The 26,140-nt window shown below is 66.6% G+C and carries 25 protein-coding genes; 15 read left to right on the top strand and 10 right to left on the bottom strand.

All coding sequences use genetic code 11. From position 1 onward, the window contains the following. Positions 1-104 precede the first annotated feature (104 nt). Both HWX07_RS16620 and HWX07_RS16625 read left to right on the top strand, forming a co-directional pair. Positions 105-1,187, top strand: coding sequence for a tartrate dehydrogenase (locus HWX07_RS16620; RefSeq protein WP_175876980.1), 1,083 nt, complete (start codon positions 105-107; stop codon positions 1,185-1,187). A gap of 173 nt (positions 1,188-1,360) precedes the next feature. Continuing rightward, the gene (locus HWX07_RS16625) at positions 1,361-2,671 is read left to right on the top strand and encodes an MFS transporter (protein ID WP_175876981.1); all 1,311 of its coding nucleotides are present in this window, start codon (positions 1,361-1,363) and stop codon (positions 2,669-2,671) included. A gap of 120 nt (positions 2,672-2,791) precedes the next feature. Here HWX07_RS16625 and HWX07_RS16630 read toward each other — a convergent pair whose 3' ends face one another. From HWX07_RS16630 to HWX07_RS16645, 4 genes are all read right to left on the bottom strand, one after another. Then, positions 2,792-3,283, bottom strand: coding sequence for a shikimate kinase (locus HWX07_RS16630; protein ID WP_175876982.1), 492 nt, complete (start codon positions 3,281-3,283; stop codon positions 2,792-2,794). Positions 3,284-3,508: 225 nt separating this feature from the next. Beyond that, positions 3,509-4,846 carry an argininosuccinate synthase gene (gene argG / locus HWX07_RS16635; RefSeq protein WP_175876983.1) on the bottom strand — a complete coding sequence of 446 codons (1,338 nt, stop codon included), beginning with the start codon at positions 4,844-4,846 and terminating at the stop codon, positions 3,509-3,511. Positions 4,847-5,164: 318 nt separating this feature from the next. Continuing rightward, entirely contained in the window at positions 5,165-6,235 is a 1,071-nt protein-coding gene (locus tag HWX07_RS16640; protein WP_175876984.1) for an FUSC family protein, read from the bottom strand. 148 nt (positions 6,236-6,383) lie between these two features. Continuing rightward, positions 6,384-7,916 (bottom strand): sensor domain-containing diguanylate cyclase, encoded by a 1,533-nt coding sequence (locus tag HWX07_RS16645; RefSeq protein ID WP_175876985.1) that lies wholly within the window; start codon positions 7,914-7,916, stop codon positions 6,384-6,386. A gap of 589 nt (positions 7,917-8,505) precedes the next feature. On the opposite strand from HWX07_RS16645, the gene HWX07_RS16650 reads away from it, so the two are divergent. From HWX07_RS16650 to HWX07_RS16665, 4 genes are all read left to right on the top strand, one after another. Continuing rightward, positions 8,506-10,041 (top strand): amino acid permease, encoded by a 1,536-nt coding sequence (locus HWX07_RS16650; RefSeq protein ID WP_175876986.1) that lies wholly within the window; start codon positions 8,506-8,508, stop codon positions 10,039-10,041. A gap of 266 nt (positions 10,042-10,307) precedes the next feature. Continuing rightward, on the top strand, positions 10,308-10,553 hold the full coding sequence (locus HWX07_RS16655; RefSeq protein ID WP_047901546.1) for a DUF3717 domain-containing protein: 246 nt from the start codon (positions 10,308-10,310) through the stop codon (positions 10,551-10,553). A 273-nt stretch (positions 10,554-10,826) separates the two neighbouring features. After that, complete coding sequence (locus tag HWX07_RS16660) at positions 10,827-11,744, top strand: LysR family transcriptional regulator (RefSeq protein WP_006479595.1); 918 nt, start codon at positions 10,827-10,829, stop codon at positions 11,742-11,744. A 121-nt stretch (positions 11,745-11,865) separates the two neighbouring features. Beyond that, positions 11,866-12,750 (top strand): alpha/beta hydrolase, encoded by an 885-nt coding sequence (locus HWX07_RS16665; RefSeq protein WP_175876987.1) that lies wholly within the window; start codon positions 11,866-11,868, stop codon positions 12,748-12,750. 38 nt (positions 12,751-12,788) lie between these two features. On the opposite strand, the gene HWX07_RS16670 is transcribed toward HWX07_RS16665, so the two are convergent. Then, a complete protein-coding gene (locus HWX07_RS16670) occupies positions 12,789-13,142 on the bottom strand; it encodes a hypothetical protein (protein ID WP_006482519.1) in 354 nt (117 codons plus the stop codon). 294 nt (positions 13,143-13,436) lie between these two features. Then, entirely contained in the window at positions 13,437-14,057 is a 621-nt protein-coding gene (locus tag HWX07_RS16675) for a TetR/AcrR family transcriptional regulator (RefSeq protein ID WP_175876988.1), read from the bottom strand. A gap of 95 nt (positions 14,058-14,152) precedes the next feature. Here HWX07_RS16675 and HWX07_RS16680 point away from each other — a divergent pair, with 95 nt between their 5' ends. Further along, a complete protein-coding gene (locus tag HWX07_RS16680; RefSeq protein ID WP_175876989.1) occupies positions 14,153-15,394 on the top strand; it encodes a glycosyltransferase in 1,242 nt (413 codons plus the stop codon). 20 nt (positions 15,395-15,414) lie between these two features. Here the strand turns inward: HWX07_RS16680 and hutC are convergent, their stop codons facing one another. From hutC to HWX07_RS16695, 3 genes are all read right to left on the bottom strand, one after another. Beyond that, positions 15,415-16,110 carry a histidine utilization repressor gene (hutC, locus tag HWX07_RS16685; RefSeq protein ID WP_175876990.1) on the bottom strand — a complete coding sequence of 232 codons (696 nt, stop codon included), beginning with the start codon at positions 16,108-16,110 and terminating at the stop codon, positions 15,415-15,417. A gap of 181 nt (positions 16,111-16,291) precedes the next feature. Further along, positions 16,292-17,419 (bottom strand): porin, encoded by a 1,128-nt coding sequence (locus HWX07_RS16690; RefSeq protein WP_175876991.1) that lies wholly within the window; start codon positions 17,417-17,419, stop codon positions 16,292-16,294. Positions 17,420-17,555: 136 nt separating this feature from the next. Then, positions 17,556-17,870 carry a hypothetical protein gene (locus HWX07_RS16695; RefSeq protein ID WP_244130002.1) on the bottom strand — a complete coding sequence of 105 codons (315 nt, stop codon included), beginning with the start codon at positions 17,868-17,870 and terminating at the stop codon, positions 17,556-17,558. Between the two features lie 676 nt (positions 17,871-18,546). Between HWX07_RS16695 and hisQ the strand changes: the two genes are divergently transcribed. The 6 genes from hisQ to HWX07_RS16725 all read left to right on the top strand — a co-directional run bounded on the left by hisQ (position 18,547) and on the right by HWX07_RS16725 (position 22,227). Then, positions 18,547-19,236, top strand: a complete 690-nt coding sequence (gene hisQ, locus HWX07_RS16700; protein ID WP_175876992.1) for a histidine ABC transporter permease HisQ — start codon at positions 18,547-18,549, stop codon at positions 19,234-19,236. Further along, complete coding sequence (locus HWX07_RS16705) at positions 19,233-19,946, top strand: ABC transporter permease (protein WP_027805616.1); 714 nt, start codon at positions 19,233-19,235, stop codon at positions 19,944-19,946. The genes hisQ and HWX07_RS16705 overlap by 4 nt, the downstream gene beginning before the upstream one ends. Positions 19,947-19,979: 33 nt before the next feature. After that, positions 19,980-20,747 (top strand): ATP-binding cassette domain-containing protein, encoded by a 768-nt coding sequence (locus HWX07_RS16710; RefSeq protein ID WP_069230782.1) that lies wholly within the window; start codon positions 19,980-19,982, stop codon positions 20,745-20,747. 83 nt (positions 20,748-20,830) lie between these two features. Further along, entirely contained in the window at positions 20,831-21,265 is a 435-nt protein-coding gene (locus HWX07_RS16715) for a cupin domain-containing protein (RefSeq protein ID WP_059575277.1), read from the top strand. Between the two features lie 294 nt (positions 21,266-21,559). Next, entirely contained in the window at positions 21,560-21,700 is a 141-nt protein-coding gene (locus tag HWX07_RS16720) for an HHHH-motif protein (protein ID WP_175876993.1), read from the top strand. A gap of 62 nt (positions 21,701-21,762) precedes the next feature. Further along, positions 21,763-22,227, top strand: coding sequence for a hypothetical protein (locus HWX07_RS16725; protein ID WP_175807281.1), 465 nt, complete (start codon positions 21,763-21,765; stop codon positions 22,225-22,227). A 107-nt stretch (positions 22,228-22,334) separates the two neighbouring features. On the opposite strand, the gene phaZ is transcribed toward HWX07_RS16725, so the two are convergent. Beyond that, entirely contained in the window at positions 22,335-23,690 is a 1,356-nt protein-coding gene (gene phaZ / locus HWX07_RS16730) for a polyhydroxyalkanoate depolymerase (protein ID WP_175876994.1), read from the bottom strand. Positions 23,691-23,977: 287 nt separating this feature from the next. On the opposite strand from phaZ, the gene HWX07_RS16735 reads away from it, so the two are divergent. Further along, a complete protein-coding gene (locus tag HWX07_RS16735) occupies positions 23,978-24,640 on the top strand; it encodes a glutathione S-transferase family protein (protein WP_124700829.1) in 663 nt (220 codons plus the stop codon). Between the two features lie 241 nt (positions 24,641-24,881). Next, positions 24,882-26,132: a cyclic nucleotide-binding domain-containing protein gene (locus tag HWX07_RS16740; RefSeq protein ID WP_175876995.1), complete on the top strand. Its 1,251-nt coding sequence runs from the start codon at positions 24,882-24,884 to the stop codon at positions 26,130-26,132. The last annotated feature ends 8 nt before the right edge of the window (positions 26,133-26,140 follow it).

Consider the following 26,140-nt stretch of genomic DNA (forward strand, 5'->3'; position numbering starts at 1 on the left):
GGATTCGTGAATTGAAGTTAAAGATGCTTTGAGTATAGCCCCGGTTTCCACACTACCGGTTCGGTAAAGTGCGTTCACGCTCACGATCAATCGAGGATGTCCGCATGAAGATCTACCGTATCGCAACGATTCCCGGCGACGGCATCGGCAAGGAAGTGGTGCCTGCGGGCAAGCAGGTGCTGGAAGCGCTGGCCCGGGGCAGCGACCGCTTCGCGTTCGAGTTCGAGGATTTCGACTGGGGCGCCGATTACTACCGCGAGCACGGCGCGATGATGCCGGCCGACGGCCTCGATGCGCTGCGCGGCAAGGACGCGATCCTGTTCGGCTCCGCGGGCGACCCGGACGTGCCCGACCACGTGACGCTGTGGGGCCTGCGCCTGAAGATCTGCCAGGGCTTCGACCAGTACGCGAACGTGCGCCCGACACGCATCCTGCCCGGCATCGACGCGCCGCTGAAGCGCTGCGGGCCGGACGACCTGAACTGGGTGATCGTGCGCGAGAACTCCGAAGGCGAATACGCGGGTGTCGGCGGCCGCGTGCACCAGGGCCATCCGATCGAGGCCGCGACCGACGTGTCGATCCTCACGCGCGCCGGCGTCGAACGCATCATGCGCTTCGCGTTCCGGCTCGCGCAGTCGCGGCCGCGCAAGCTGCTGACCGTGATCACGAAGAGCAACGCGCAGCGGCACGCGATGGTGATGTGGGACGAGATCGCGAAGCAGATCGCGCAGGAGTTTCCCGACGTGGCGTGGGACAAGGAGCTCGTCGATGCGGCGACCGCGCGCATGGTCAATCGTCCGGCGTCGCTCGACACGATCGTCGCGACCAACCTGCACGCGGACATCCTCAGCGATCTCGCCGCCGCGCTCGCGGGCAGCCTCGGCATCGCGCCGACCGGCAACATCGATCCCGAGCGCCGCTATCCGTCTATGTTCGAGCCGATCCACGGCTCGGCGTTCGACATCATGGGCAAGGGGCTTGCGAATCCGGTCGGCACGTTCTGGTCGGTCGTGATGCTGCTCGAGCATCTCGGCGAGGCGGAAGCGGCCGCGCGCGTGATGCACGCGATCGAGGCCGTGACGGCCGACCCGTCGCTGCATACGCGCGACCTCGGCGGCAGCGCGACGACCGCGCAGGTGACGGCGGCCGTCTGCGAGCGCGTCGCGAACGCGGCGGTCGCGGCCTGACGGCGGTGCGGGGCGGGCGGCCCCGCGCGCGCAGCCACCCGGGCGCCGCCCGTTCGTTTCAGTCACGCATTTTTTCTGCCCGCGACTCGCGCAAGCGACGCGAGCCGGGCGCCGGCCGGCGCTCGCGGTCCACCGACCGACGGCGCACGGCCCGACCTCGAAGGAGGAGACACATGCAAGCGGATCTGGAAACCCGCGTCGCGCGGAAACTGATGTGGCGCATCATTCCGTTCGTGATGCTGCTTTACTTCGTCAGCTTTCTCGATCGCGTGAACGTCGGCTTCGCGGCAATGACGATGAACAACGCGATCGGTCTGTCGCCGACCGCGTTCGGGTTCGGCGGCGGCCTGTTCTTCATCGGCTACTTTCTGTTCGAAGTACCGAGCAACCTGATTCTCCATCGTGTCGGCGCGCGCATCTGGATCGCGCGCGTGATGATCACGTGGGGCATCGTGTCGGCCGTGTCCGCGTTCGCGGCCGGGCCGACGAGCTTCTACGTGCTGCGCTTCCTGCTCGGCATGGCGGAAGCCGGCTTCTTCCCCGGCATCATCCTGTACCTGAGCCTGTGGTTCCCCGTGAAGCAGCGCGCAGTGGCCGCCGCATGGTTCATGGCGGCAGCGCCGATCTCGACCGCGATCGGTTCGCCGCTGTCGGGCGCGATCATGCAGATGCCGCCGATGTTCGGCCTGGCCGACTGGCAGATGCTGTACATCGTCGAAGCGCTGCCGGCGGTCGTGCTCGGCTTCGTCGTGCTGAAGCGGCTGACCGATGCGCCGTCGCAGGCCGCGTGGCTGCGTGCCGACGAGCGCGACTGGCTGATCGCGAAGCTGAAAGCGGAAGCGGACGCGCGCCACACGCACGCCGGGCACACGGCCGGTGCGTGGCAGGCGCTGCGCGATCCGCGCGTGCTGGCGCTCGCGCTGATCTACTTCGGCACGTCGGCGGGGCTCTATACGCTCGGCCTGTGGGCGCCGCTGATGGTCAAGCAGTTCGGCTTCAGCGCGCTACAGACGGGCTTGCTGACCGGTATTCCCAGCATTGCCGCCGTGGTCGCGATGATCGTGTGGGCGCGGCATTCGGATCGCACCGGCGAGCGCACCTGGCACGTCGTGATTCCGTGCGTGCTGGCCTGCATCGGGTTCGTGTTCGCGGGGCAGGCGAACACCGCACTGCTGACCGTGCTCGCGCTGGTCGTCGTCAACATCGGGATCAGTGCGGCGAAGGCGCCGCTGTGGGCGATGCCGAGTGCGTTCCTGTCGGGGGCCGGCGCGGCGGCGGGGATCGCGATGATCAATTCGATCGGCAATCTCGGCGGGTTCGTCGGGCCGTTCGCGATCGGTTGGCTCAAGCACGCGACGGGCGGGTATGCGGCGGGGCTATACGTGGTGGCCGGCACGCTCGCGGTGTCGGCGGTCGTCACGCTGATGCTGAGCCGCAAGGGGGCGCGGGGAGCGGTCGTGCCGGGCGTGCGGCATCACTCGTGAGCGCGGCGACGTGCACGGTGCAGGGCAGCCGGACGGGCGCGTGGCGTACCCGTCCGGCTTCATGCGTGGCGGCGCGAGCAGCGGTGCGTGGCGTCAGTGCATGTTCGCGCGCGGGAGCCGCTACGCGGCCATCACCTGCTGCGCGATCCGCGCCGCACACGTATCGGGCGTCGCATCGGACGTATCCAGCACCATCTCGCTGAACGCCCGCGCCGCATACCCTTCCCGATACATCTCGGCGATCCGGTTGCGCTCCCAGTCCGTCAACGCACGCGAGCCGCGATTCGACGCCGCGACCGCTTCGGGCGGCGCGAGCGTGACGACGAACAAGCGCGCGTCACGCGCGTCGCAGGCCACGCGCAGCCGTTCGAATTCCGCTTCGCCGATCGGATAGGCGATGACCAGATGGCGTTCGCGTGCGTCCGCGATCTGCGTGACGAGGCGTTCGAGCGCGATCGCCCATTGCACGTCGAACGGCGCGTCTTCGGGCGCATCGTGATCGTCGCCGTCGATGAAGCGCGCATCGGGCAGCAAGCGTGCGAGCGCGAGGCCGATCGTCGTCTTGCCGCTGTTGATCGGCCCGTTCAGGTGGATGACAGTCAGGATGGTCATGAGCCGAGGCAGGAATCGGACGACTCGAAGCTTGCCATGACTGGCGCGGCGGTGCGGTGCCATTGAGGCGTCATGCGGCTGGATGCGAATACGGCGGGAAAGCGGACAGGCGGGGAGAGGGGGGGAAGGGGAAGCAGCAGGCTGCGTGCGTAACGATGCGCCACACGGGCAGCCTGCCCGACCGTGCCGCATACGACGATGCGGCACGGCGTCGAACGAAGCGACTTACTTGTCGCCGTCGCCCTTGATCTGCGGCAGCGCCGACGCTTCGCTCGGAGTCAGCAGTCCGACTTGCGAATACACGCGCAGCTTGTCGCGCGTATCGGTGATGTCGAGATTGCGCATCGTCAGCTGGCCGATCCGGTCGCGCGGCGAGAACGTCGAGGCCACCTTCTCCATCGACAGGCGTTCCGGCTGATACGTGAGGTTCGGCGACTTCGTGCTCAGGATCGAGTAGTCGTTGCCGCGGCGCAGTTCGATCTTCACTTCGCCGGTGATCGCGCGTGCGACCCAGCGTTGCGCGGTTTCGCGCAGCATGATCGCCTGCGGGTCGAACCAGCGGCCCTGGTACAGCAGGCGGCCGAGGCGGCGGCCGTTCTCGCGATACTGCTCGATCGTGTCTTCGTTGTGGATGCCGGTGACGAGACGCTCGTACGCGATGTACAGCAGCGCGAGGCCCGGGGCTTCGTAGATGCCGCGGCTCTTCGCCTCGATGATCCGGTTCTCGATCTGGTCGCTCATGCCGAGGCCGTGGCGGCCGCCGATGCGGTTCGCTTCCAGCAGCAGCTCGACCTGATCCTTGAACTCGACACCGTTCAGCGCGACCGGCTGGCCGGCTTCGAAGCGCACCGTCACTTCCTCGGCGGCGATCTTCACGTCGTCGCGCCAGAACGCGACACCCATGATCGGGTTCACGATCTTGATGCCGCTTTCGAGGCTTTCCAGATCCTTCGCCTCGTGCGTCGCGCCGAGCAGGTTCGAGTCGGTCGAATACGCCTTCTCGGCCGACATCTTGTACGCGAAGCCGGCCTGGTTCATGAATTCGGACATTTCGGCGCGGCCGCCGAGCTCGTCGATGAACGTCTGGTCGAGCCACGGCTTGTAGATCTTCAGATCCGGGTTCACGAGCAGGCCGTAGCGGTAGAAGCGCTCGATGTCGTTGCCCTTGTACGTGCTGCCGTCGCCCCAGATGTTGACGCCGTCTTCCTTCATCGCGGCGACGAGCATCGTGCCGGTCACGGCGCGGCCGATCGGCGTCGTGTTGAAGTACGTGACGCCGGCCGTCGTGATGTGGAACGCGCCGCTTTGCAGCGCCGCGATGCCTTCGGCGACGAGCTGCGCGCGGCAGTCGATCAGGCGGGCGCCGGCTGCGCCGTATTCGATCGCGCGCTTCGGGATCGCGTCGTAATCGTCTTCGTCGGGCTGGCCGAGGTTCGCCGTGTATGCATACGGGACGGCGCCCTTCAGTTTCATCCAGTGCAGCGCGGCGCTGGTGTCCAGGCCGCCGGAGAAGGCGATACCGACCTTCTGGCCGGTCGGGAGGCTTTCGAGAATCGTGCTCATAGGAATTACCGTGGATTGAAGCCGGTGGGATCGTATTTCGCGGAATATGCGAGTATCGGCTGTCCGGGAAGTTGGGGCAAGGGTTGATTTTGGTGCGGAACCGGCGTCGCGCCTGTCGCGGCGGGCCTGACGGGCGGTGAGCCGGCTGGAGAACACCGTGCCGGACGGCGTTGCGTCGCCGCCGAAACGCGCGCGACAAGCCGGCCGCCGGCGGGATTTTCAGGGCCGGATCGGCCGTCAACCCAGGTCGAGGCCATCAGCGCGCCGCTTGATTTCATTGAAAGGCATTTGAAAGAATTTGTGCGCCAGTCCGGCCCCTCAGATATTCCACGACCGCGCGGTATCGAGCAGCCGCTCGCGCAACTGGTCGACTTCGCCGGCCAGCTTGGCGGTGATCGACACGTAGCCGGACAACTGCGGCGGCGGCGCGTCGTGCAGCGGGTCGACCGGCCGCCGGCGCGGGGCAAGCCGGCTCGGCGTGCCGAACTTGAGCGCGCGGCTCGCGCCGACCAGCGTGTCGCGGATGCGCCGGTTCAAGGTCTTCATCTCGACGCGCATGTAATCGCGGGCCGCCGCGTCGTCGGCGGCCGGCAGCGCGCTCGACAGGATCTCCAGATAACCGATGCACAGGCGCAGGCTGCGCTGGATCGCCTCGAGCTGCGTCATCGACGTCTCGCATTCCTTCGACACCGACGGCATCAGCGAGCGCAACTGCACGAGCAGCGCGCTCAGTGCGGCCATTTCCTTCAGGTGCGCATCGTCGCTCACCGGGCGATCGCCCGCGAGCCGCGCATGCACGGCCGCGCACGCGCGCAGCGCGTCGGCGAGCTTGTAGCGCCACGAATAGGTCGCGTAGAGCGGTAGCGCGAACGAGAACGCCAGCGCGATCGCGATGCCGGCCAGCACGTTCACCGCGCGCCACAGGCCGTCGACGATCTCGTTGTCGCCGTGCCCCGCGACGATCACCATCGTGATCGCCGACAGCAGCGCGATGTAGCCGGCCTTGCCGATCGCGTGATACGCACAGACGCCGCACCCGACGGCCATCAGCAGGTAGATCGCGAACGGTGCGTGCAGGAACGAGTAGAGGAGGATCAGCCCGAGCCCCGCCAGCGCGCCGATCGACGTGCCGAGCGCGCGCTCGGCCGCCTTCTTGCGGATGTTGCCGTGATGCTGCAGCCCGCCGACGACGATCAGCACGGTGATCGTCGACCACTCGCCATGCGGCACGTTCAGCCCCGTGGACAGCGCGATCGACACGAGAACCGCGAGCGCGACGCGCGCCGCGTGGATCAGCTTCGCGTGCCGGTAGCGGCGGTACGGGTCGAGCAGCGGGCGAAGCGCGTGGCGCACGAGCGGAGGCAGTCGGGTCGGGAGCGGAGCGGTCATGACGAAGCGGAAGTGGCGGGAACGCGCACGGCGGCCCGCGCGGGCCGGCGCCGCGCCGCATGCGCAGCAGACGTAACGCTAGCCGAACATGGGTGGGCTGTCCACGGCGGGGCCGCCGGGCAGCCGCGTCCGAGTGCGGCATGGCGCGTCACGCGTCGGCCGCGGTCGACTGCGCGTCCAGCACGCGGTTGCGGCCGCCGGACTTCGCGCGGTACAGCGCTTCGTCGGCACGCCGCAGCAGTGTCGCGGCATTCATCCGGCCGTCGTCGGCGGTGGCCGTGCCGATGCTGACCGTGACGCGCCCGTACTGGCTCTTCACGTGCTCGATCCCGAGCCCCGCGATCGCGCGCCGGATGCCTTCGGCGACGGTTGCCGCGCCTGGCCCGTCGGTGTCGGGCAGCGTGACGACGAACTCCTCGCCGCCGTAGCGCGCGACGTGATCGCTGTCGCGGCGCAGGCAGCGCGACAGCGCTTGCGCGACCTGGCGCAGCACGTCGTCGCCGGCCGGGTGGCCGTAGTAGTCGTTGAACGCCTTGAAGTGATCGACGTCGACGAACAGCACGGACAACGGGCGGCCGCTGCGCGATGCGCGCTGGGTCTCCTTCGCGAGCACCGTGTCGAACGTGCCGCGGTTGTCGAGGCCCGTCAGCGAATCGGTGTGCGCGAGCCGGTACAGCTTCGATTCGGCCTCCTGCCGGCGCTTCAGTTCGCGCGACAGCGCGAGCGAGCCCCACGCGATGAACGTCGTGAACAGGCTCATCAGCACGATGGTCCAGATCGCGCGGTGGTGCCACGACGCGTAGATATCGATCTCGGCGGGCGCGACGTCGACGATCAGCGGCAGCCCGGCGAGATGCTTGTAGACATAAACGCGTCGCACGCCGTCGATCGCGCCGACCCCGGTCAGTTCGCCGGTGCGGCTGCGTTGCGCGTCGATGAACAGCGGCGAGTCGTGCAGATCGAGGCCGACCACCCGGGTGTCGTACGGCAGGCGCGATACGAGCGTGCCGTTGTCCTCGACGATCGCCGCGCTGCCGTGCCGGCCGACCGCGAGGCCATCGAGCAGCGCGCGGAAGTAGTCGATGCTGAGCGTGCCGACGACGATCCCGCCGAAGGTGCCGTCGGGCTGGTTGATCCGGCGGCTCAGCGCGATCGTCAGCGCGCCGCCGCGCAGCCGCGACGCGTACGGCCGGCTGATGTAGAGGCCGGGTGCGAGCCGGTCGCGGTGTACGGTGAAATAGTCGCGGTCGGCGAAATTGCCTTGTCGCGCGGGCGAATCGGTCGAATCGATCGTGATATTGCCGTGCGCATCCATCACGAAAATCGAGCCGAGATAGGCGCCGGTCGCCGCGCGATCGAACAGCAATCGGTGGCGCTGGCGCGGCGGCAATGTCATCAGTTCCGGATCGGCCACGCCGTCGACGACGTTTTGCAGCGACAAATCGTAGAGTTCGATATTGCGCGCGATATCGCGTTCGATCAGTAGCATCAGGTTGCGCGCATTTTCGACCGCATGGCCATACGCGTCGCGCCGTGCCTCGATTAATAGCGACGTGGAAAGTCCCCAACTGAACATCAGCAGGACGATGCCCGCCACGAGTACGCCGCGGGGCGACAGAATGCGTGCCACGATCGACGCGGTATGGCGGCGCAGCGTGGCGGGCAGCGGGAATGACTTCATCCTCGGGGGGGGCGGCGGGCGGCGGCTACTCGCGTCATTGGCGGTTCCGCACGCTGATTATTTCGAATTAAGCGTCATTATCCCGCGAATTCCTGAAATTCGCGCGCACATGCAAAACATGCATGCGGGTGCGGCGATTGGAAACGGTTACGCATCATTACCACGGTGCGCGCAGGCGATTTGATTTGAATCAATCGCCAGTGTCGGGCTTTTCGTCTGATTAATAACGTGCTGATCGGTCGATTTTGCATATTGATCCGGTATTTGGCGGATCGGGACAGGATTGCGTGCCGACCAGAGAAATGAAAATCGAGTGACCGGCCGGTAATCGAGGTTTTCGCGACGCCGGGCGGCGGTGGTGCGGCCGACACGGCCAACTCATTGATTCTGCGAAATCCGCGGCGGTGGCGGCGGGCGGGGCGAGCGCAGCTGTCCCCCTATCGAATCAGGTAGAATCCGCGCTTCGCCGCAGGCGCCCGCCGCGCAACGCGTATCGGGGCCGCATCGAATGCATCGCAGGACGCGCCCCGCGCTCCGATACCGCATGCGCCGGCTACGGATGCCGGCCCGCTCAACGTTCGTCTCGTTTATGTCCGCAATTCCGAAGTCCGACTCATCCGGTTCGTCCGCGAACCCACCCAAGCTTCATCGCGCGCTGAAGGCGCGCCACCTGACGATGATCGCCATCGGCGGCTCGATCGGCACCGGCCTGTTCGTCGCGTCCGGCGCGTCGATCTCGCAGGCCGGCCCCGGCGGCGCGATGGTCGCGTACATGCTGATCGGCCTGATGGTCTACTTCCTGATGACGAGCCTCGGCGAGATGGCCGCGTTCATGCCGGTGTCGGGCTCGTTCGCGACCTACGGCGCCAAATACGTGGACGAGGGCTTCGGCTTCGCGCTCGGCTGGAACTACTGGTACAACTGGGCGGTGACGATCGCGGTGGAGCTCGTGGCCGCGCAGCTCGTGATGCACTACTGGTTTCCGGACGTGCCCGGCGTGTGGTGGAGCGCGGCGTTCCTCGCCGTGATGTTCCTGCTCAACGCGCTCACCGTGCGGGGCTTCGGCGAAGCCGAATACTGGTTCGCGCTGATCAAGGTCGTCACCGTGGTCGCGTTCATCGGCGTCGGCCTGCTGATGATCTTCGGCATTCTGAAGGGCGCGCCGGCCAACGGCTGGGGCAACCTGACGATCGGCGACGCACCGTTCGCGGGCGGCCTGCCGGCGCTGATGGGCGTCGCGATGATCGCGGGCTTTTCGTTCCAGGGCACCGAGCTGATCGGCGTCGCGGCCGGCGAATCGGAAAACCCGCGCACGACGATTCCGCGCGCGGTGCGCCAGGTGTTCTGGCGCATTCTGCTGTTCTACGTGTTCGCGATCTTCGTGATCGGCGTGCTGATTCCGTATACCGACCCGAACCTGCTGAAGACGGACGTGACCGACATCGGCGTGAGCCCGTTCACGCTGGTGTTCCGCCACGCGGGCCTCGCGTTCGCGGCCGGCGTGATGAACGCGGTGATCCTGACGGCCGTGCTGTCGGCCGGCAACTCGGGCATGTACGCGTCGACGCGGATGCTCTACAACCTCGCGACCGAAGGCCGCGCGCCGAAGGTGTTCGCGAAGCTGTCGCCGGGCGGCGTGCCGCGCAACGCGCTGTACGCGACCACCGCCGTCGGCGCGCTGTGCTTCTTCACGTCGCTGTACGGCGACAAGACCGTGTACCTGTGGCTGCTGAATACATCGGGGATGACGGGCTTCATCGCGTGGCTCGGCATCGCGGTCAGCCACTACCGGTTCCGCAAGGGCTACGTGAAGCAGGGTTACTCGCTCGACCAGTTGCCGTATCAGTCGAAGTGGTTCCCGTTCGGCCCGCTGTTCGCATTCGTGCTGTGCCTCGTGATCGCGCTCGGCCAGGACTATCAGGCGTTCCTCGCGAACCGGATCGACTGGGCCGGCGTGGCCGCGACCTATGTCGGCATTCCGCTGTTTGTCGTCGTGTGGCTCGGCTTCCGGTTCCTGAAGAAGAGCCGGTTCGTGCGCTACGAGGACATGGAGATCGCGCCGTGGATCGCCGCGAGCCGCGGCGCGCAGCGCCCGCCGGTGGCGAACCGCGAAACCACGGGCTGACGCCGGCGCGGCACGCGCCCGCGCGACGGTCGACGAGAAACGGGAAGCCGCGTGCTTCCCGTTTTTTTTGCCCGGCTATTGCCTGCACGGGGTCAAAGCCGGTTATATTGCCCGACCCTACCGGGCCACGGCCCGGCCGGCGCGACAGGCGCGGCGCGGATCGGCATCCGGCGCGCGCGACGCGCGGCGGCCGGTGAGATGCCCGGCGTTTTCATCGTTCCATCCGGGCCGACATGGCCCGCGGAGCGCGCAACCCAGAGGAATCCATGAGCGCATCACCCGCCGAGCGGAAGGCCGGACCCGTTTCCATCGTGCGAATCGAAGCCGCGATCAATGCGTGGCGCGAAGTGTACCCGCCGGCGCCGGACGGCGAGGACGGCTACGCACTCGACGCCGGCAGCAACTGCCTGGCCGAGCTGTACGGCACGATGATCTGCTATCAGTTGCCCGACGTGCCGCTCGACACGCTGAGTAACGAGCAGCGCGACGCGCTGTATGCGACCGAGGTGTGATGCGCGGTCGCGACGCCGGCCACGCCGCAACGATGCGGCGGCGCTGAAACGACGGGAAGCCTCGCGGCTTCCCGTTTTGCTTTGCGCGGCCCTGGGCGTCGCCGCGAGCACGGCGCGGCTCGAGCCGGGATCGGCGCCGGCTGAGGTATCGTGACGGGATCGGGAAGCAGGCGATCGAGGAGGCCGGTACGAAGCCGGCGAGGGTGACCGGTGCGGACGCTGTCCGCGCGGCGCCGGATGAGCGTCCGTTGCCTGTCCCGGGAGGATTCGAACATGGAGTTGAGACACCTCCGCTACTTCGTCGCGGTAGCCGAAGAGCGGAATTTCACGCGGGCGGCGGAACGGCTGCATATCGCGCAGCCGCCGCTGAGCCGGCAGATCCAGCAGCTCGAGGAAGCGCTCGGCGTGCCGCTGTTCGAGCGCACCGCGCGGCCGCTGAAGCTGACCGATGCCGGGCGCTTCTTCTATTCGCACGCGGTGCAGCTGCTCGCGCAGACCACCGAGCTCGAATCGATGACGAAGCGGGTCGGCAAGATCGAGCGCAGCATGTCGGTCGGTTTCGTCGGCTCGACGCTGTACGGGATGCTGCCGAAGATCATCCGGCGCTTTCGCAGCGAATATCCGGCCGTCGAGCTGAGCCTGCACGAGATGTCGACGATGGACCAGATCAAGGCGCTGAAGGAAGGGCGCATCGACGTCGGGTTCGGGCGCATCCGCCACGAGGACCCGAGCGTGCGGCGCGTCGTGCTGCGCGAGGAGCGGATGATCGTCGCGCTGCCCGTCGGCCACGTGCTCGACAGCGCGAAGCCCGTGCTGTCGCTGCACGATCTCGTCAACGACACGCTGATCATCTTTCCGAAGGCGCCGCGCCCGAGCTATGCGGACCAGGTGCTCGCGGCCTTCCACGATCGCGCGCTGCAACCGCGCAGGATCTACGAGACGCGCGAACTGCAGATCGCGCTTGGCCTCGTCGCGATGGGCGAGGGCGTGTCGGTCGTGCCGCAGAGCGTGTATGGGCTCAAGCGCGACGACATCAGCTACAAGCCGCTCGACGATCCGAACCTCGTGTCGCCGATCATCATGAGCATGCGCATGCTCGACGAATCGGAGGACATCCGCGCGATGCAGGCGCTGATCTACCGGCTGTACGACGAAGCGCAGATGGAGTATCTGCCGCCGCAGCCCGAATGAACGCGCGGGCAAAAGGGGCTTGGGCTTGCTTGACGCCGCGCGCGCGGCCGGGCCACCATCGACGGCATTCGATGCGGCGCGCCCCCGTGCGCGCTGCCTTCATGCAGATGACGACATACACATGACTGAAATCGTGACCGAGGAGACCTGGGTCGAGACGCCGCAAGGGCGGCTCTTCGCGAAGCGCTGGCGCGGTGCGCCGGCTGAATCGGCAGCCCATGAGCCTGCCGCACCTGAGCCGGCCACGCTTATGCAGGCCGCGCCTTCGCCGGCCGCGCCTTTGCAGGCCGCGCCTTTGCAGGCCGCGCCGATCCTGCTGCTGCACGATTCGCTCGGCTGCGTCGATCTGTGGCGCGACTTCCCCGCGAAGCTCGCCAGCGCGACGCAACGCGACGTGATCGCATACGACCGCCTCGGTTTCGGCCGTTCGGACCGTCATCCGGGCAAGCTCGGCACGACGTTCGTGCGCGACGAAGCCGATCATGCATTCGCTGCGGTACTGGAACAGCTTGGCGTCGATGCGTTCGTCGCGTTCGGGCACAGCGTCGGCGGCGGGATGGCGGTCGGCTGTGCGGCCGCGCATCCGGCGCGTTGCCGCGGCCTCGTGACGGTCGCCGCGCAGGCGTTCGTCGAGGAGCGCACGCTGGCCGGCATTCGTGAAGCGGGGCGGCAGTTCGACGAACCGGGGCAACTCGACCGGCTCGCGCGCTATCACGGCGACAAGGCCGAATGGGTGCTGCGCGCGTGGGTCGACACGTGGCTGTCGCCGGCGTTTCGCGACTGGCGCCTCGACGACGACTTGCCGCGCGTGCAGTGCGCGACGCTCGCGATTCACGGCGAAGACGACGAATACGGGTCCGACTTGCATCCGAAGCGGATCGCCGCTGGCGTCGCGGGGCCGTCGTCGTTCCTGTTGCTCGCCCGCTGCGGACACTTGCCGCACCGCGAGCGAACGGACGACGTGCTGGCCGCCGTCGCGACGCTGCTGCGCGACGCGGGCGCCTGAGCGTTCGCCATCGCCAGCGGGCGGACGCCCGCCGGCCGTCAGAACGAAAGCTGGATCGCGAGATCGATCGCCAGCAGCACGATCGACAGACCGATGCCGAGAATCACGTTCGGCAACCGGTGCTCGAAATCGCGATGATCCTTGCGCATCGCCGCGCCGAGCAGAAAGATTGCCTCGACGACGATCTGCAGTCCGACGAACAGCAGCATCAGCAGATACTCGTAGCCCATCTGCTTGAACGCGACGAATTGCATCCCGTGATCGCGTATCCACTGGCCGACGCGCAGCAGTTCGTAGACGAACAGCAACGCGGGGAACAGGTAACTGATGAAGTAGGTCGGCGCGGTGGCGTGCCGTAGTTCGAGGTGGAAGTGCTGATGCGTGGTAGCCATCACAACCCTCCTTGCAACGCATGATTGCGGTCGCGACGGCGGCGCGTGTCGCGTGCGAACAACGGGATTACCCGGTGCACAGTGCGCAGCCGTACGCCATCAGCATACTGCTGCCCGGGAAATTTGGCATGCGAAGTGTGGGGTCGTTGTAACAATGCGTGTGCGACGTGCGACGCGTTGGCTGCGTCCCACTGCCGGTTGCGCTGCGTTGTGCCCGGCTATGCGGCGGCCTTCCGGGCGCTCGTGAGCGGCGATTGGGCGCCGCGGAACGCATGATGCAAAGGCCTGCGTACGTCACCGTTTCGCTTCCGCGCCTTCGATGAACAGCTTCGCGACCGACTGAAACTCCCGTTTCAGCGACAGCCCCGGCACGGTCAGCCAGCGCAGCATCGCCGCGAGATACAGGTGATGGAACCAGGTCGCGAGCTGATCGGCCCGCAGCGTGCGGTTCAGTTCGCCGGCCTGCTGCCCCGCTGCGATCAGTTGCTGCCACACCAGTGCGATGTCGCTGCCATTCTCTCCCGCACGCTCCGGTTCGGCTGCGCCGATGCTCAGGAAGCGGTGCCGCAGGTACGCGAGCAGATACACAGGATGTTGTTCGCACCACGCGGCCGACGCGTCGAGCACGCAGCCCAGGCGCGACGCAAAGGTCTTGCGCCGCGCGACGTCGCGCTGCAGATGCGCGAGATCGCGCGCGAGTTCGCCTTCGAGCCAGTGCGCGAGCACGGCTTCCTTCGTCGGAAAGTGGTTGTACAGCGTGCGTTTCGCGACATCGGCCTCGGCGGCGATCTGCTCCATCGTGACGGCCTCGTAGCCGTGCGCATCGAACAGGCGCGCGCCGGTCGCGGCGAGATGCGCGAGCATCTGAATGCGTTTGCGCGCGCGGCGGCCCGGCTCGTCGGTCGGAATCGTCATGGTGGGGCGGGTGAGTGAAAGTGCACGAATTGCATTAGTATACGACGTGCACTTTTATGAAACCATTCTTTTCCGCCGTGCACGAGGAGCCCCGCATGAAACTCGTCATCGCCACCTACGGCACCGAAGGCGACACGCGTCCGCTCGCGGCGCTCGGCCGCGCGCTGATGGATGCCGGGCACGCGGTCCGGCTGCTGGCCGATGCGGCGACGCTCGGGTCGGCTGCCGCGCTCGGCGTGCCGTCGGCGCCGCTGGCCGGCGATATCCGTCGTGCGATTGCGCCGGAAGGCGCGTTGGCCGATGCGGTGCGTGGGCGCGGCGGCTTTAGCGATACCTCGAAGGCGCTCGCGGCAATCGCGAATGCGAACACGGCCGCGTGGATGCGCGAAGTGGCGGACGCATCAGGCGGGTGCGACGCGCTCCTGGTGTCGGGCCTCGTGTCGTTCGTCGGCTTGTCGGTCGCAGAATATCGCGGCATCCCGGCGATCGGCACGGGCATGATTCCGATCACGCCGACCACCGAATTCGCGTCGCCGTTCCTGCCGCCGGGGAAGGTGCCGCGCTGGCTGAATCGCGCGAGCCATCGGTTCGTGAATGCGCTGCTGTGGCAGGCGTTCAGGAAGTCGACGAATGCCGCGCGCGCCAGCGTATGCGGATTGCCGCCGCGCCAGCACGTGTGGACCGATCATCCGATGCTGTATGGCGTGTCGCCGGCGTTGCTGTCCGGCCCGGCCGACTGGCCGTCGAACGTACGGGCCTGCGGCCAGTGGCGGATCGATACGCGTGCGTGGGCGCCCCCGCCCGAACTCGCGGCGTTTCTCGACGCGGGCGAGCCGCCGGTGTACGTCGGTTTCGGCAGCATGGCCGGCTTCGATCGCGCGGCAATGGCCGCGGCGCTGACGCAGGCGCTGGCCGGCCGGCGCGCGCTGTTCTATCCGGGCTGGAGCGGCATCGATGCGTCGCTGCTGCCCGCGCACGTTCGCGTGATCGGCGACACGCCGCACGACGGGCTGTTCCCGCGCGTCGCGATGGCGGTGCATCACGGCGGCTCGGGCACCACGCATTCGGCCGCGCGGGCCGGTATTGCGTCGGTGGTCGTGCCGTTCGCGGGCGATCAGTTCTTCTGGGCGAACCGGCTGCAACGGCTCGGTGTCGCGGCTGCGCCGGTCGCGGGGCGGCGCATGGACGCCGTCGCGCTGGCGCGGGCCATCGCGTTTGCCGAACGGGGCGAGACGAAGGCGCGGGCGACAGAACTCGGTGCGCGCCTCGCGCAGGAGGATGGCTTGAAGCGGGCCGTCAGTGCGATCGAGCGATGGGTACAACCGCGCGCGAGGTGAGCCCGCGCATCGGCGTCGGATCAGAAGTGTCCGGTGAACCGGTAGCGGCTGCCCGGGTGCCACAGATTGGCGACCGATGCGACCAGCCCCTGCGACCACGTGCGCCGATGCAGCAGCAGGCACGGCTCGCGATCGTCCATCGTCAGGTGACGGCGCGTTTCGGCGTCGGGCATCGCGGCCTCGATCCGGTATTCGACGCGCTGCAGCGGCGCGACGCGCGTCAGGTACTGGTTCGGCGTCGTCGTCGTGAAGTCCTGCAATGCATATTCGGGCGCGCAGGCCGGGTTGACCCAGCGTTCTTCCAGTTGCACCGGCGTGTCGTTCTCGAAATGCAGCACGCGCGAATGGAAGATCGGGCTGCCGGTGTCGAGCTGCAGTTCGTCGGCGAGCTTCGCATCGGCGACGGCCGCGCCGATCTGCAGCACCTGCGCGCGATAGCCGTGGCCGCGCGCGGCGACTTCGTCGGAGATGCTGCGGATCGCGACGAGCGTCGACTCGTATTTCGGCGACGCGACATAGGTGCCGGAGCCGCGCGTGCGCGTGAGCACCTGTTCGGCCGTCAGCTCGCGCAGCGCGCGGTTGACGGTCATCCGCGCGACGTTGAATTCGCGCGCGAGCTCGTTCTCCGACGGCACCTGGTCGCCTTCCGCCCACTCGCCGGCATGAATGCGCGCGAGGATGAAGTCCTTGATTTCCTGATAGATCGGTGTGGTCATGGGATCACGATTCAGAGTCGGCAGCGGGCCGCCGCCGAATGCCGATCCGGCGCGCGCCCGGCGCCGAGTGTACCGGTTTCGCGGGCGCGCCGGCCCGGATTCCCCGAATGATCCCTGGTCGGCCGGCGCGCGTCCATGCGGGATTGCACAGAGCGGCCGGCCTTCCGCGGCCCGCTTGCGCTCAGAACCGATGCCGGATGCCGACCGTTGCGACCATCTGCGTACGCGTCGACGAAGCCGCGAGCCCCGTGACGTTCGCGAACCCGAGCGTCGCGCCCGACGGCACGCCGAACGCGTGCTGGTACACGGTTTCAGCATACACGTCGGTGCGTTTGCTCAGCGCGTAGTCGGCCATCAGCGTCGCCTGGTGCCACTTCGGCCGGTGCCTGCCGGTTGCGTCGTCGTAGCGGCCGTCGGTGAACGTATAGGCGCCCGTGAACGAAACCGCCGGCGTCAGCGCATAGCGCGCGTTGACCTCGTAGTTGTCGAAGCGCAGCGCATTCAGCGCGCCGGGGAGCGACGACGCGGCCGTCTCGTCGAACATCGCGTGCGTCCACAACGCGCCGATCGTCAGCCGGTCGAACGCGTAGCTGCCGCCTGCGCCCATCACGCGCTGCCGCAGGGCCGGGAAGTTCGGCGCGTCGTTCGTCGACAGTGCGCCGCCCGTCGTCAAGCCGCCGCGATTGAGTTGCAGGTAGGCGGCGCCGAGGCTGACCGGCCCGTTCGCATACGACACGCCCGCACTGTATGCGCGGTTGTTCGCGAAGCCGCCGGCCGCGTTGCCGAACCCGTACAGGCCGCCGAACTGCCAGCCGGCGAGCGTCGTGCTCGTGTATTTCACCGCGTTGTCGATGTAGAACGAATCGTCGAGGTTGTCGTTGTCGAACGGATGCGACGCGAGGTTGTTGCCGTCGCCGTTGTTCGCCATCGCGAGCGGGCCGAGATAGTCGACCACGGCATCGTACTGGCGGCCGAGCGTCAGCGTGCCGTATCGGTCGCTCTGCAGGCCGACGTACGCACGGCGGCCGAACAGCGTGTTTCGATAGGACTGCGTGCCGCTGTTTAGGCTGAAGCCGCTTTCAAGGCGAAACAGCGCATGCAGGCCGCCGCCGAGATCCTCGTTGCCGTTCAGCCCGAAGATCGTATTCGACAGCAGCCCGCTGCCTTGTTGCCACGCGCTCTTGCCCGACTGGTTGTTCGTATAGGCGATACCGGCATCCAGCATCCCGTAGAGCGTGACGCTGCTTTGGGCATGCGCGGCGGCGCCGATGAATGCGAACGACAGGGCACCGACGACTGCTTTTTTCATTACGTGTGTTTCCTGGAAAGACCCGTTGCGACGGGAACGGCGATCCGCCGCGCGTGGCCGTGCGGACATGCGCGTTCGAATCGATGAAAAGGGGAAGCGCGTGACGCGTGTCACGCGCGGCGGCGGCGAACGCCGACTAGTGCTGCAACAGGCGGATCGTGCCGAACTCGGCGGCCGGCAGCACGCGCTGGATCGACAGGACCGCGGGCGATGCCTGCGAACGCGCGACTTCGAGCTCGATGCACGCGCGCCCGGTGCGGTGGTCGAGCGCGGCCGTATAGAAGTTGAGCGCCGCGCCGACGGCCTGATGCAACCGGCGCCGCACGAGCGCGAGGTCGTCCGCTTCGACGCGGATCGACAGCAGCACGCGTGCGTCCGCGGAGGAGCGGCGCCGCGAGCGATCGGACAGCAGATCGCATGAAGCGGCAAGTTCCGTTCTGGTCGGTGTCATGTGCTCATCCCCCGTCACGTCGTGTTCCGCACTGCGGAGGCCTCGTCCTGGACATGAAACCCATTCTAGGAATCGCCGCGGCGAAACGGTGTATAGACTCGCCGCGCGTCTGCAAAGGAGGCGTAAACGCGCCGTGCCGTGCTGGTGCTCAAGAGGGAAGGGTATGACGAGCACGCGGCGGCCATGCCGTCGGTGAATGACCGGCTGGCCGGCGTGGAAAAATCGTCGCAGTTGGGGAAGTCTAGACAGCTGCCGTGCGCCGTTCGGCGGCTTCCGTACGCCGCAAGAAAGCCGTCATTCAGCTTCGCGTAACCAATAATTAATTGAAAATTAATGAAAATCCTGCGCGCGGCCCTAATCTGCCGACAATTAGAGATAAACACGGATTGCTGACCCCATCCCGGAAAAGGCAAAGTTGTATGTACAACTTGGAATCGCCGAAGCACGCGATTTCCCGGTGGGAAGGGTTCACGGCGGGTAGCCCGACCGGAACCCGCCCCGGTTCGCCTCTGACAGGAACGCCATGAAGAAACTCGCGCTCAGTATTGCCCTCGCCGCGCCGTTCGCGTGATACGTCCGGCTTGATGAGCCGGCAGCATCACATCGTGCGTAGAACTCGTTTGATGCGCCGTTAATGGCTGTTGACAATCCCGCCACCTCGTTCTGGGTCCCTCATATGATCTTCCAAGGATTTGGCCCGCTGCTGTGGGCCGGCACGGTCGAGACCGTGAAGCTCGCGGTACTGTCGCTCGCCGCGTCGCTGATACTGGGCCTCGCGGGCGCAGCCGCGAAACTGTCGGCCAACCGCGTGCTCAAGTCGGTCGGCACGTTCTACACGACGCTGATCCGCGCGGTGCCCGACCTCGTGCTGATGCTGCTGCTGTTCTACGGGATCCAGATCGTGCTGAACAACGTGACGGACCTGCTCGGCTGGGACCAGATCGACATCGACCCGTTCGCGGCCGGCGTCGTCACATTGGGCTTCATCTACGGCGCGTACTTCACCGAGACGTTCCGCGGCGCGTTCCTCGCGGTGCCGCGCGGCCAGCTCGAAGCCGGCTTCGCATACGGGATGAGCGGCTGGCGCGTATTTCACCGCATCCTGTTCCCGCAGATGATGCGCTTCGCGCTGCCGGGCATCGGCAACAACTGGCAGGTGCTCGTGAAAGCCACCGCGCTCGTGTCGATCATCGGCCTCGCCGACGTCGTGAAGGCGTCGCAGGACGCGGGCAAGAGCACGCTCGATTTCTTCTTCTTCACGCTGGCCGCCGGCGCGATCTACCTCGCGATCACGACGGTGTCCAACGTCGTGCTGCACCACCTCGAGAAGCGTTATTCCGTCGGCGTCCGGAGGCTCGCACTGTGATCGAACTCGTCGGCCAGTATTGGCAAAGCTATCTCTATTCCGACGGCTACCGCTTCAGCGGCCTCGCAATCACGCTGTGGCTGCTGGTCGTGTCGATCGCGCTCGGTTTCGCGCTTGCGGTGCCGCTCGCGATCGCGCGGGCATCGTCGAACCGCTGGATCTCGGGCCCCGTATGGCTCTATACGTACGTGTTCCGCGGCACGCCGCTCTATGTGCAGCTGCTGATGTGCTACACGGGCATCTACAGCCTGCAGGTCGTGCACGACCACGTGCTGCTCGACACGTTCTTCCGCAATGCAATGAACTGCACGCTGCTCGCGTTCGTGCTGAACGAATGCGCGTATGCGACGGAGATCTTCGCCGGCGCGATCAAGGCGACGTCGGCCGGCGAGATCGAGGCCGGGATGGCCTACGGGATGTCGCGCTTCAAGCTCTATACGCGCATCATCCTGCCGTCCGCGCTGCGCCGCTCGCTGCCCAGCTACAGCAACGAAGTGATCCTGATGCTGCATGCGACGACGCTCGCGTTCACCGCGACCGTGCCCGACATCCTGAAGGTCACGCGCGACGTCAATTCGGCGACGTACATGTCGTTCCAGGCCTACGGCATCGCGGCCGTGCTGTACGCCGTCGTCGTGTTCGCGCTCATCTGGGCGTTCCGCAAGCTGGAGACGCGCTGGCTCGCGTATCTCTCGCCGCGCGGCCACTAACGCATTCGCACGATCCGCAACGAAGGACCCCGCATGTACAAGCTTACCGTTGACAACCTGCACAAGAAATTCGGCGACAACGAGGTGTTGAAGGGCGTGTCGATGAAGGCGAAGGCCGGCGACGTGATCAGCATCATCGGCTCGAGCGGCTCGGGCAAGAGCACGTTCCTGCGCTGCATCAACTTCCTCGAGCAGCCGTGCTCGGGGCAGATCACGATCGGCAGCGAGCCGATCCAGACCACGCGCGATCGCAACGGCTCGCTGCGCGTGGCCGACCAGAAGCAGCTGCAGCGCATGCGCACGAAGCTGTCGATGGTGTTCCAGCACTTCAACCTGTGGGCGCACATGACGGTGCTGGAGAACGTGATCGAGGCGCCGATGGCCGTGCTCGGCATCGGCAAGGACGAGGCAATCGACCGGGCACGCAAGTATCTGGAGAAGGTCGGCCTCGCGCCGCGCGTCGAGGGCATGTATCCGTCGCACCTGTCGGGCGGCCAGCAGCAGCGCGTGGCGATCGCGCGTGCGCTCGCGATGGAGCCGGAAGTGATGCTGTTCGACGAACCGACGTCGGCGCTCGACCCGGAACTGGTGGGCGAAGTGCTGAAGGTGATGCAGAAACTCGCCGAGGAAGGCCGCACGATGGTCGTCGTCACGCACGAGATGGGTTTCGCGCGCAACGTGTCGAACCACGTGATCTTCCTGCATCAGGGGAAGATCGAGGAAGAGGGTGATCCGCAGCAGATTCTCGTGAATCCGAAGAGCGAGCGGCTCGGGCAGTTTCTGTCGGGACGGTTGAAGTAAGTACGCGCACGGATTCGACCCGCCGCCAAACTGGAACGCTTAATGCTTGTCTCGCGTGATCCTTTCGATGAAGGAGCAACGCGATGAGCACGCCGACCACCACCGCTTTTTCCCACGTGAAGCCGCAGGACACCGCCTTTCAAGGCGAGGGCCTGCGCGACTTCTTCCTGTACCGCGATCTCGGTATCGCGGCCGCGACGAACGGCAAGGTCGTCGCGCAACTCGTCAGGGCCAATCATGCACCGGAGGCGGGCACCGGCTGGCACCGTCACGAGGCCGAGTTTCATATCGTGATCATGCTGAAGGGCTGGGCGCGCTTCATGTACGGTGAACAGGAAACGCTGGTGGCGGCCGGCGACTGCGTGCACCAGGCGCCGGGGATCGTTCACTACCTGTTCGACTACTCGCCGGACATGGAGTACCTGGAGATCGTCGGGCCTGCCGACTTCAAATCTATCGACGTCGAAGGGCCATGCGCGGTGCCGGAGCCGACGCCGTGGGGCGAGGCCGGTGCGTAGCGTGCCGGTTGGGTGTGCGCTTTCGACGAACCGCCTGCATTCAGGCGGTTTTTTATTGCTCCGCTGACTTCCGCGAACTGCTTTCCGCTTGGACACATTCCTTCGAATTCCAAACGGTCGCGCAGCTGAAGAGCCAGAAAGAAAAGAAAGACATTCGTCAGCTTCGAGCATCGATTGGCGAGGCGATGTCAAAGATCGTCAATTGCATGCAGGTGCGGTGCACGGCCCGTCGACGACCGGCGTTAAGGAGGTACCAGCCGGATCACCGGCTGACCTATCCGGGAGAGTTTCACCATGAACCGCATCGCGAAGATCCTGACGGCCACCGCACTGGCTTGCGCCGTGCTCGTGCCGGCACTGGCCGAAGCGCATTCGCACCGCGTGTGCCACTTCGATCATCACCACCACCACCGCGTGTGCCGCTGGGTGCGGTAACCATCGTGGTTCCCGGGAATGCCCCGGACGCTTTCATCATTCAGGCAAATCAGGAGAGGACCATGAAAAAGACAATGTTGATCGCCGCGCTCGTCGCCGGCATGGGTATGTCGATCGGTGCGTTCGCGCAGGTTCCGGCCAGCGCGCCGGCCGGCACGACCGGGCTGTGCAAGGACGGTTCGTTCTACTCGGGCGCATCGAAGAAGGGCGCGTGTGCAGGCCACAAGGGCGTGAAGACGTGGTACGGCGCGTCGGCCGCCGCCGCGGCGAGCGCACCGGCCGCCGCGCCGGCCACGGCGGCTTCCGCGGCCCCGGCGTCGGGCACCGCACCCGCGAAGAGCGCCGCCGCGACGACCGCCGCAGCGCCGGGCGGCGGCGCGGGCAAGGTGTGGGCGAATGATGCCTCGAAGGTCTATCACTGCTCGACCGACAAGTACTACGGCAAGACGAAGCACGGCAGCTACATGTCGGAAGCCGACGCGAAGGCGAAGGGTTACCACGCATCGCACGGCAAGGCCTGCTCGTAACGAGCCGGCCCGGCGCGCGGGTGGTTTCGCTCACGCGCCGTCCTGATGCCGCAGCAAACATCGCCCCGCCTCTCCGGCGGGGCGATTCGCTGTGTCGCTACCCGCGTTCAGTGCGCGTGATCCGATTGCGCTTCGGGTGCCGCATCGATCGCGGCTGCGCGCGCATCGAGCAGCGCACGCAGCGTGACGTAGTGGGCGCCGCTGGTGTCGCCTTGCGCATCCGCGGTGCGATCGTACGGTTCGTTGTCGTGGATCGTCGCCCGCACGATCGGATAGATCTGCGTTTCCCACCGGCTGCCGTTGAACACGCCGTAGTGCCCCACACCTGTCTGTACATGGTGCGTCTTCAGGTACGACGGCAACCCCGAACACAGTTCCTGCGCGGCCACCGTCTGGCCCACCGCGCAGATGTCGTCCTTCTCGCCTTCGATCGTCAACAGTGCGGTGCGATGAATCGCCGCCGGTTCGACGAGCGTGTCGCCCACCGCCAGCTCGCCGCGCGCGAGCGCGTACTGCTGGAACACCTTCTCGACCGTTTCCAGATAGAACTCCGCGGTGAGATCGGCCGTCGCGAAATATTCGTCGTAGAAGTGCCGCAACGTGTCGGCTTTCGCGGGGTCGCCTTTCGCGCGTTCGTAGTACAGATCCGCGAACGACGCCGCATGCCGGTCCGGGTTCATCGACATGAACGCGCCGACCTGCACGAAGCCCGGATACACGCACCGCTGCGCGCCGACGAAACCCGTCGGCACCACGCTGATCAGGTTGTGCGCGAACCATTCGATCGGCTGGCTCGTCGCGAGCTCGTTGACCTTCGTCGGATTCACTCGGCAGTCGATCGGGCCGGCCATCAGCGTGAGGCTCGCGGGTTGCGCCGGATCGCCGCCGGCCGCCATCAGCGAGACTGCCGCCAGCGACGCGACGGTCGGCTGGCAGATCGCCAGCACGTGCGCGTCCGGGCCGATGTGGCGGATGAAGTCGATCACGTGCGTGACGTACTCGTCGAAACCGAAACGCCCGGCCGCCAGCGGGATGTCGCGCGGGTTGTGCCAGTCGGTGATGTACACGTCGTGGTCGGCCAGCATCGTGCGTACCGTGCCGCGCAGCAGCGTCGCGAAGTGCCCGGACATCGGCGCGACGATCAGCACGCGCGGCTGGCGCGCGATCGGCCGGGCCTTGCGGAAGTGCAGCAGCGTCCCGAACGGCGTGGTCGTCGCGGCTTCCTCGACGATCGGCACCGTTTCGCCGTCGACGACGACCGACGCGATGCCGAACGGCGGCCGCCGGTGCGAGAACGCGCAGCATTCGAGCAGTTCGCACAGCGCGTCGACCATGCGGCCCGTCGGCGTCGAAGTCGCCGGCGGCCACAGCGACATCGTCGCGCGCGTCGCGGCTGCCCAGGCACGCGCCGGGCGCAGGCATTCCGCAGACCATTGGTAAAACGGATAGGCAAGCAGATTCATGACCGTCGCTCGTGACGCCGCAGTGAAGGGAACGAGGCAAGCCGTATGCCAGCGTGAGGCTGGCACGCCCGTTGCAGCGGTTCGGGAGCGCGGCGGCGCGGGCGGGACGCGATGATGCAGGGCGAAGGCGATGCGCTGCCTTGCCAGTCGGGCGTGCGACACGTGCCGCGATGCCGTGCCGCGTTGCGCCAGTTCGGCGAACGGACCGCACAGGTGTGGTGCGGCCGTTCATGCGGCGCGTCCGTTTACGGTGCAGGGGCACGAACGACATTCAGCAGGGGAGCAACATGGAATCCAACGCACGGACGACGCTGACCATCAGCAGCCGCAATTATTCGTCGTGGTCGATGCGCGGCTGGTTGCTCGCGAAGCTGAGCGGCCTCGCGTTCGAGACGATCAGCGTGCCGATCGATGCGACGTCGCGCGCGGAGCTGCTGCTGCTGTCGCCGTCGATTCTCGTGCCGTGCCTGACGCATGACGGCAACGCGGTGTGGGATACGCTCGCGATCGCCGAATACCTGAACGAGATCCGCCCGCAGGCGCGGCTGCTGCCCGATGACCGGCATGCACGCGCGCATTGCCGGTCGATCTGCGGCGAGATGCACTCCGGCTTCAGCGCGTTGCGATCCGCGCTGCCGATGAACCTGCGCGGGCATTTCCCCGGCTTCCGGATCTGGTCGCGCGCGCAGCACGACATCGAGCGGATCGTGACGATCTGGCGCGAGTGCTTGGCCGAGTACGGCGGCCCCTGGCTGTTCGGTGCGGAGATCGGCATCGCCGACGCGATGTATGCGCCGGTCGTCACGCGTTTTCTCACCTACGACGTGAAGCTCGAGCCGGACGTCGCCGAGTACTGCATGCGCGTCCTCGCGCATCCGTTCGTCGCCGAGTGGATCGAGGAGGCGAAGGCCGAGCACGAAGACATCGACGAACTCGACATGGAGTTCTGACCCGACGAGGGCGATCGCGGCAGGCTTTCAATTTCACTACTTGCGCAAGCGGCGAAACGAACAATCGTTGCGCCTGCGCAATCCGCAAACGTTTCACCTTGATTTCGGTTCGAAACGAGTACGAATGCCCTAAAGGATGTTGCGCACGATGACGTAAACGAGTCACGGGGACGACTCGTGATCGCATGCTTCAGACGTGCGACGCGCGGTCCGCAATAACCAGCGCAGCAGGGGAATCGACTTGAATCGTCAGCAATCGTGGACGCGTACCGCGGCGCCCGGAGAAATCATCTATTCGGAGGGCTTCGCGGGCGAGCCCGTCCTCTTCCTCATTACCGACGGCAAGGTCGAGCTGTCCACGCGCTGCGACGACAAGCGCGTGATCGTCGCGACGCTCGGCCGCGGCGAGTTCTTCGGCGAATCGGCGCTACTCGCCGCCGAACCGCGCGCGCATACCGCGAAGGCGCTGTCGTTCTGTCAGCTCACGGTCGTGCCGGCCGGCGTGCTCGATGAAGAAATCGAGCGCGTGTCCGCGCTGCTGCGCCATATCGTGCGAACGATGATTCGCCGCGTGAAGCGCAAGGACGACCAACTGGCGACCTATACGCATGCGGACTTCATGCCGGGCGTGCTGTCGTATGCGCACGTGCTGTCGCTGATGGCCGGCGCCGATGCGCGTGAAGCGGGCGACACGTGGGCGCGCCGGGCGATGCAGGCGCATGCGGCCGAAACTTCGGTGCCGCTCGCCGAAGTGATCCGCAAATGCCGCGCGATTGCCGGCCACTCGCGGCCGCACGTGCTCGCGATGCTGCGGCGCATGGAGAAGCTCAACCTCGTCACGATCGAAGCCGCGCAGACCGACGGTGCCGGCGGTGTGACCGACTACGCGGCTTCGTCGGATGCGCGCCAGGTCGTCACGTTCGACGCGGCACGCGTGATCGACCGCGCGCAGCAGGTCGCCGATCACGATCTCGATCTGTCGATCAACAGCGAACTCGAACTCATCGAACTGGCCGATCTCGAATCGCTGATCGGCGTCGACAAGACGCTGCTGCTCAACAAGCTGTCGAACGGCGAGATCGCGGAAGAAGTGTTCGCGTTCCGCAAATCGAAGGTGCTCAACTACGTCGAACAGAAAGGTGTTGCGTACTTTTCGCGCCGCAACGCACGCCGTGGCGGCGACGTGCGCGCGCTCGAGGATCTCGTGTGGGTCGACCAGCGCACGCTGTTCGACGTGATCAGCGCGTTCGATACGTACGACCTCGCGAAGCTGATCGCGAACCTCGACGATCGCGCGGTGGCCGACAAGCTGTTTTCCGTGATGACCGAGGCGCGGCGCAACGAGGTGTCGTGGGTGATGCGCCGCGAACTCAAGCTCGATCCGGTCGAGATCGAGGACATCGAGCAGCGCGTGCTGGAGGCCGTACGCGCGGCGAAGGCGCCTGCGGCGGGAGTAACGGCCGTCGCGTCGGCTTCAGCGTCGAATGCGTGATACGGGGG

The organism is Burkholderia sp. BCC0097 (assembly GCF_902832985.1).
Taxonomy (GTDB): Bacteria; Pseudomonadota; Gammaproteobacteria; order Burkholderiales; family Burkholderiaceae; genus Burkholderia; species Burkholderia orbicola.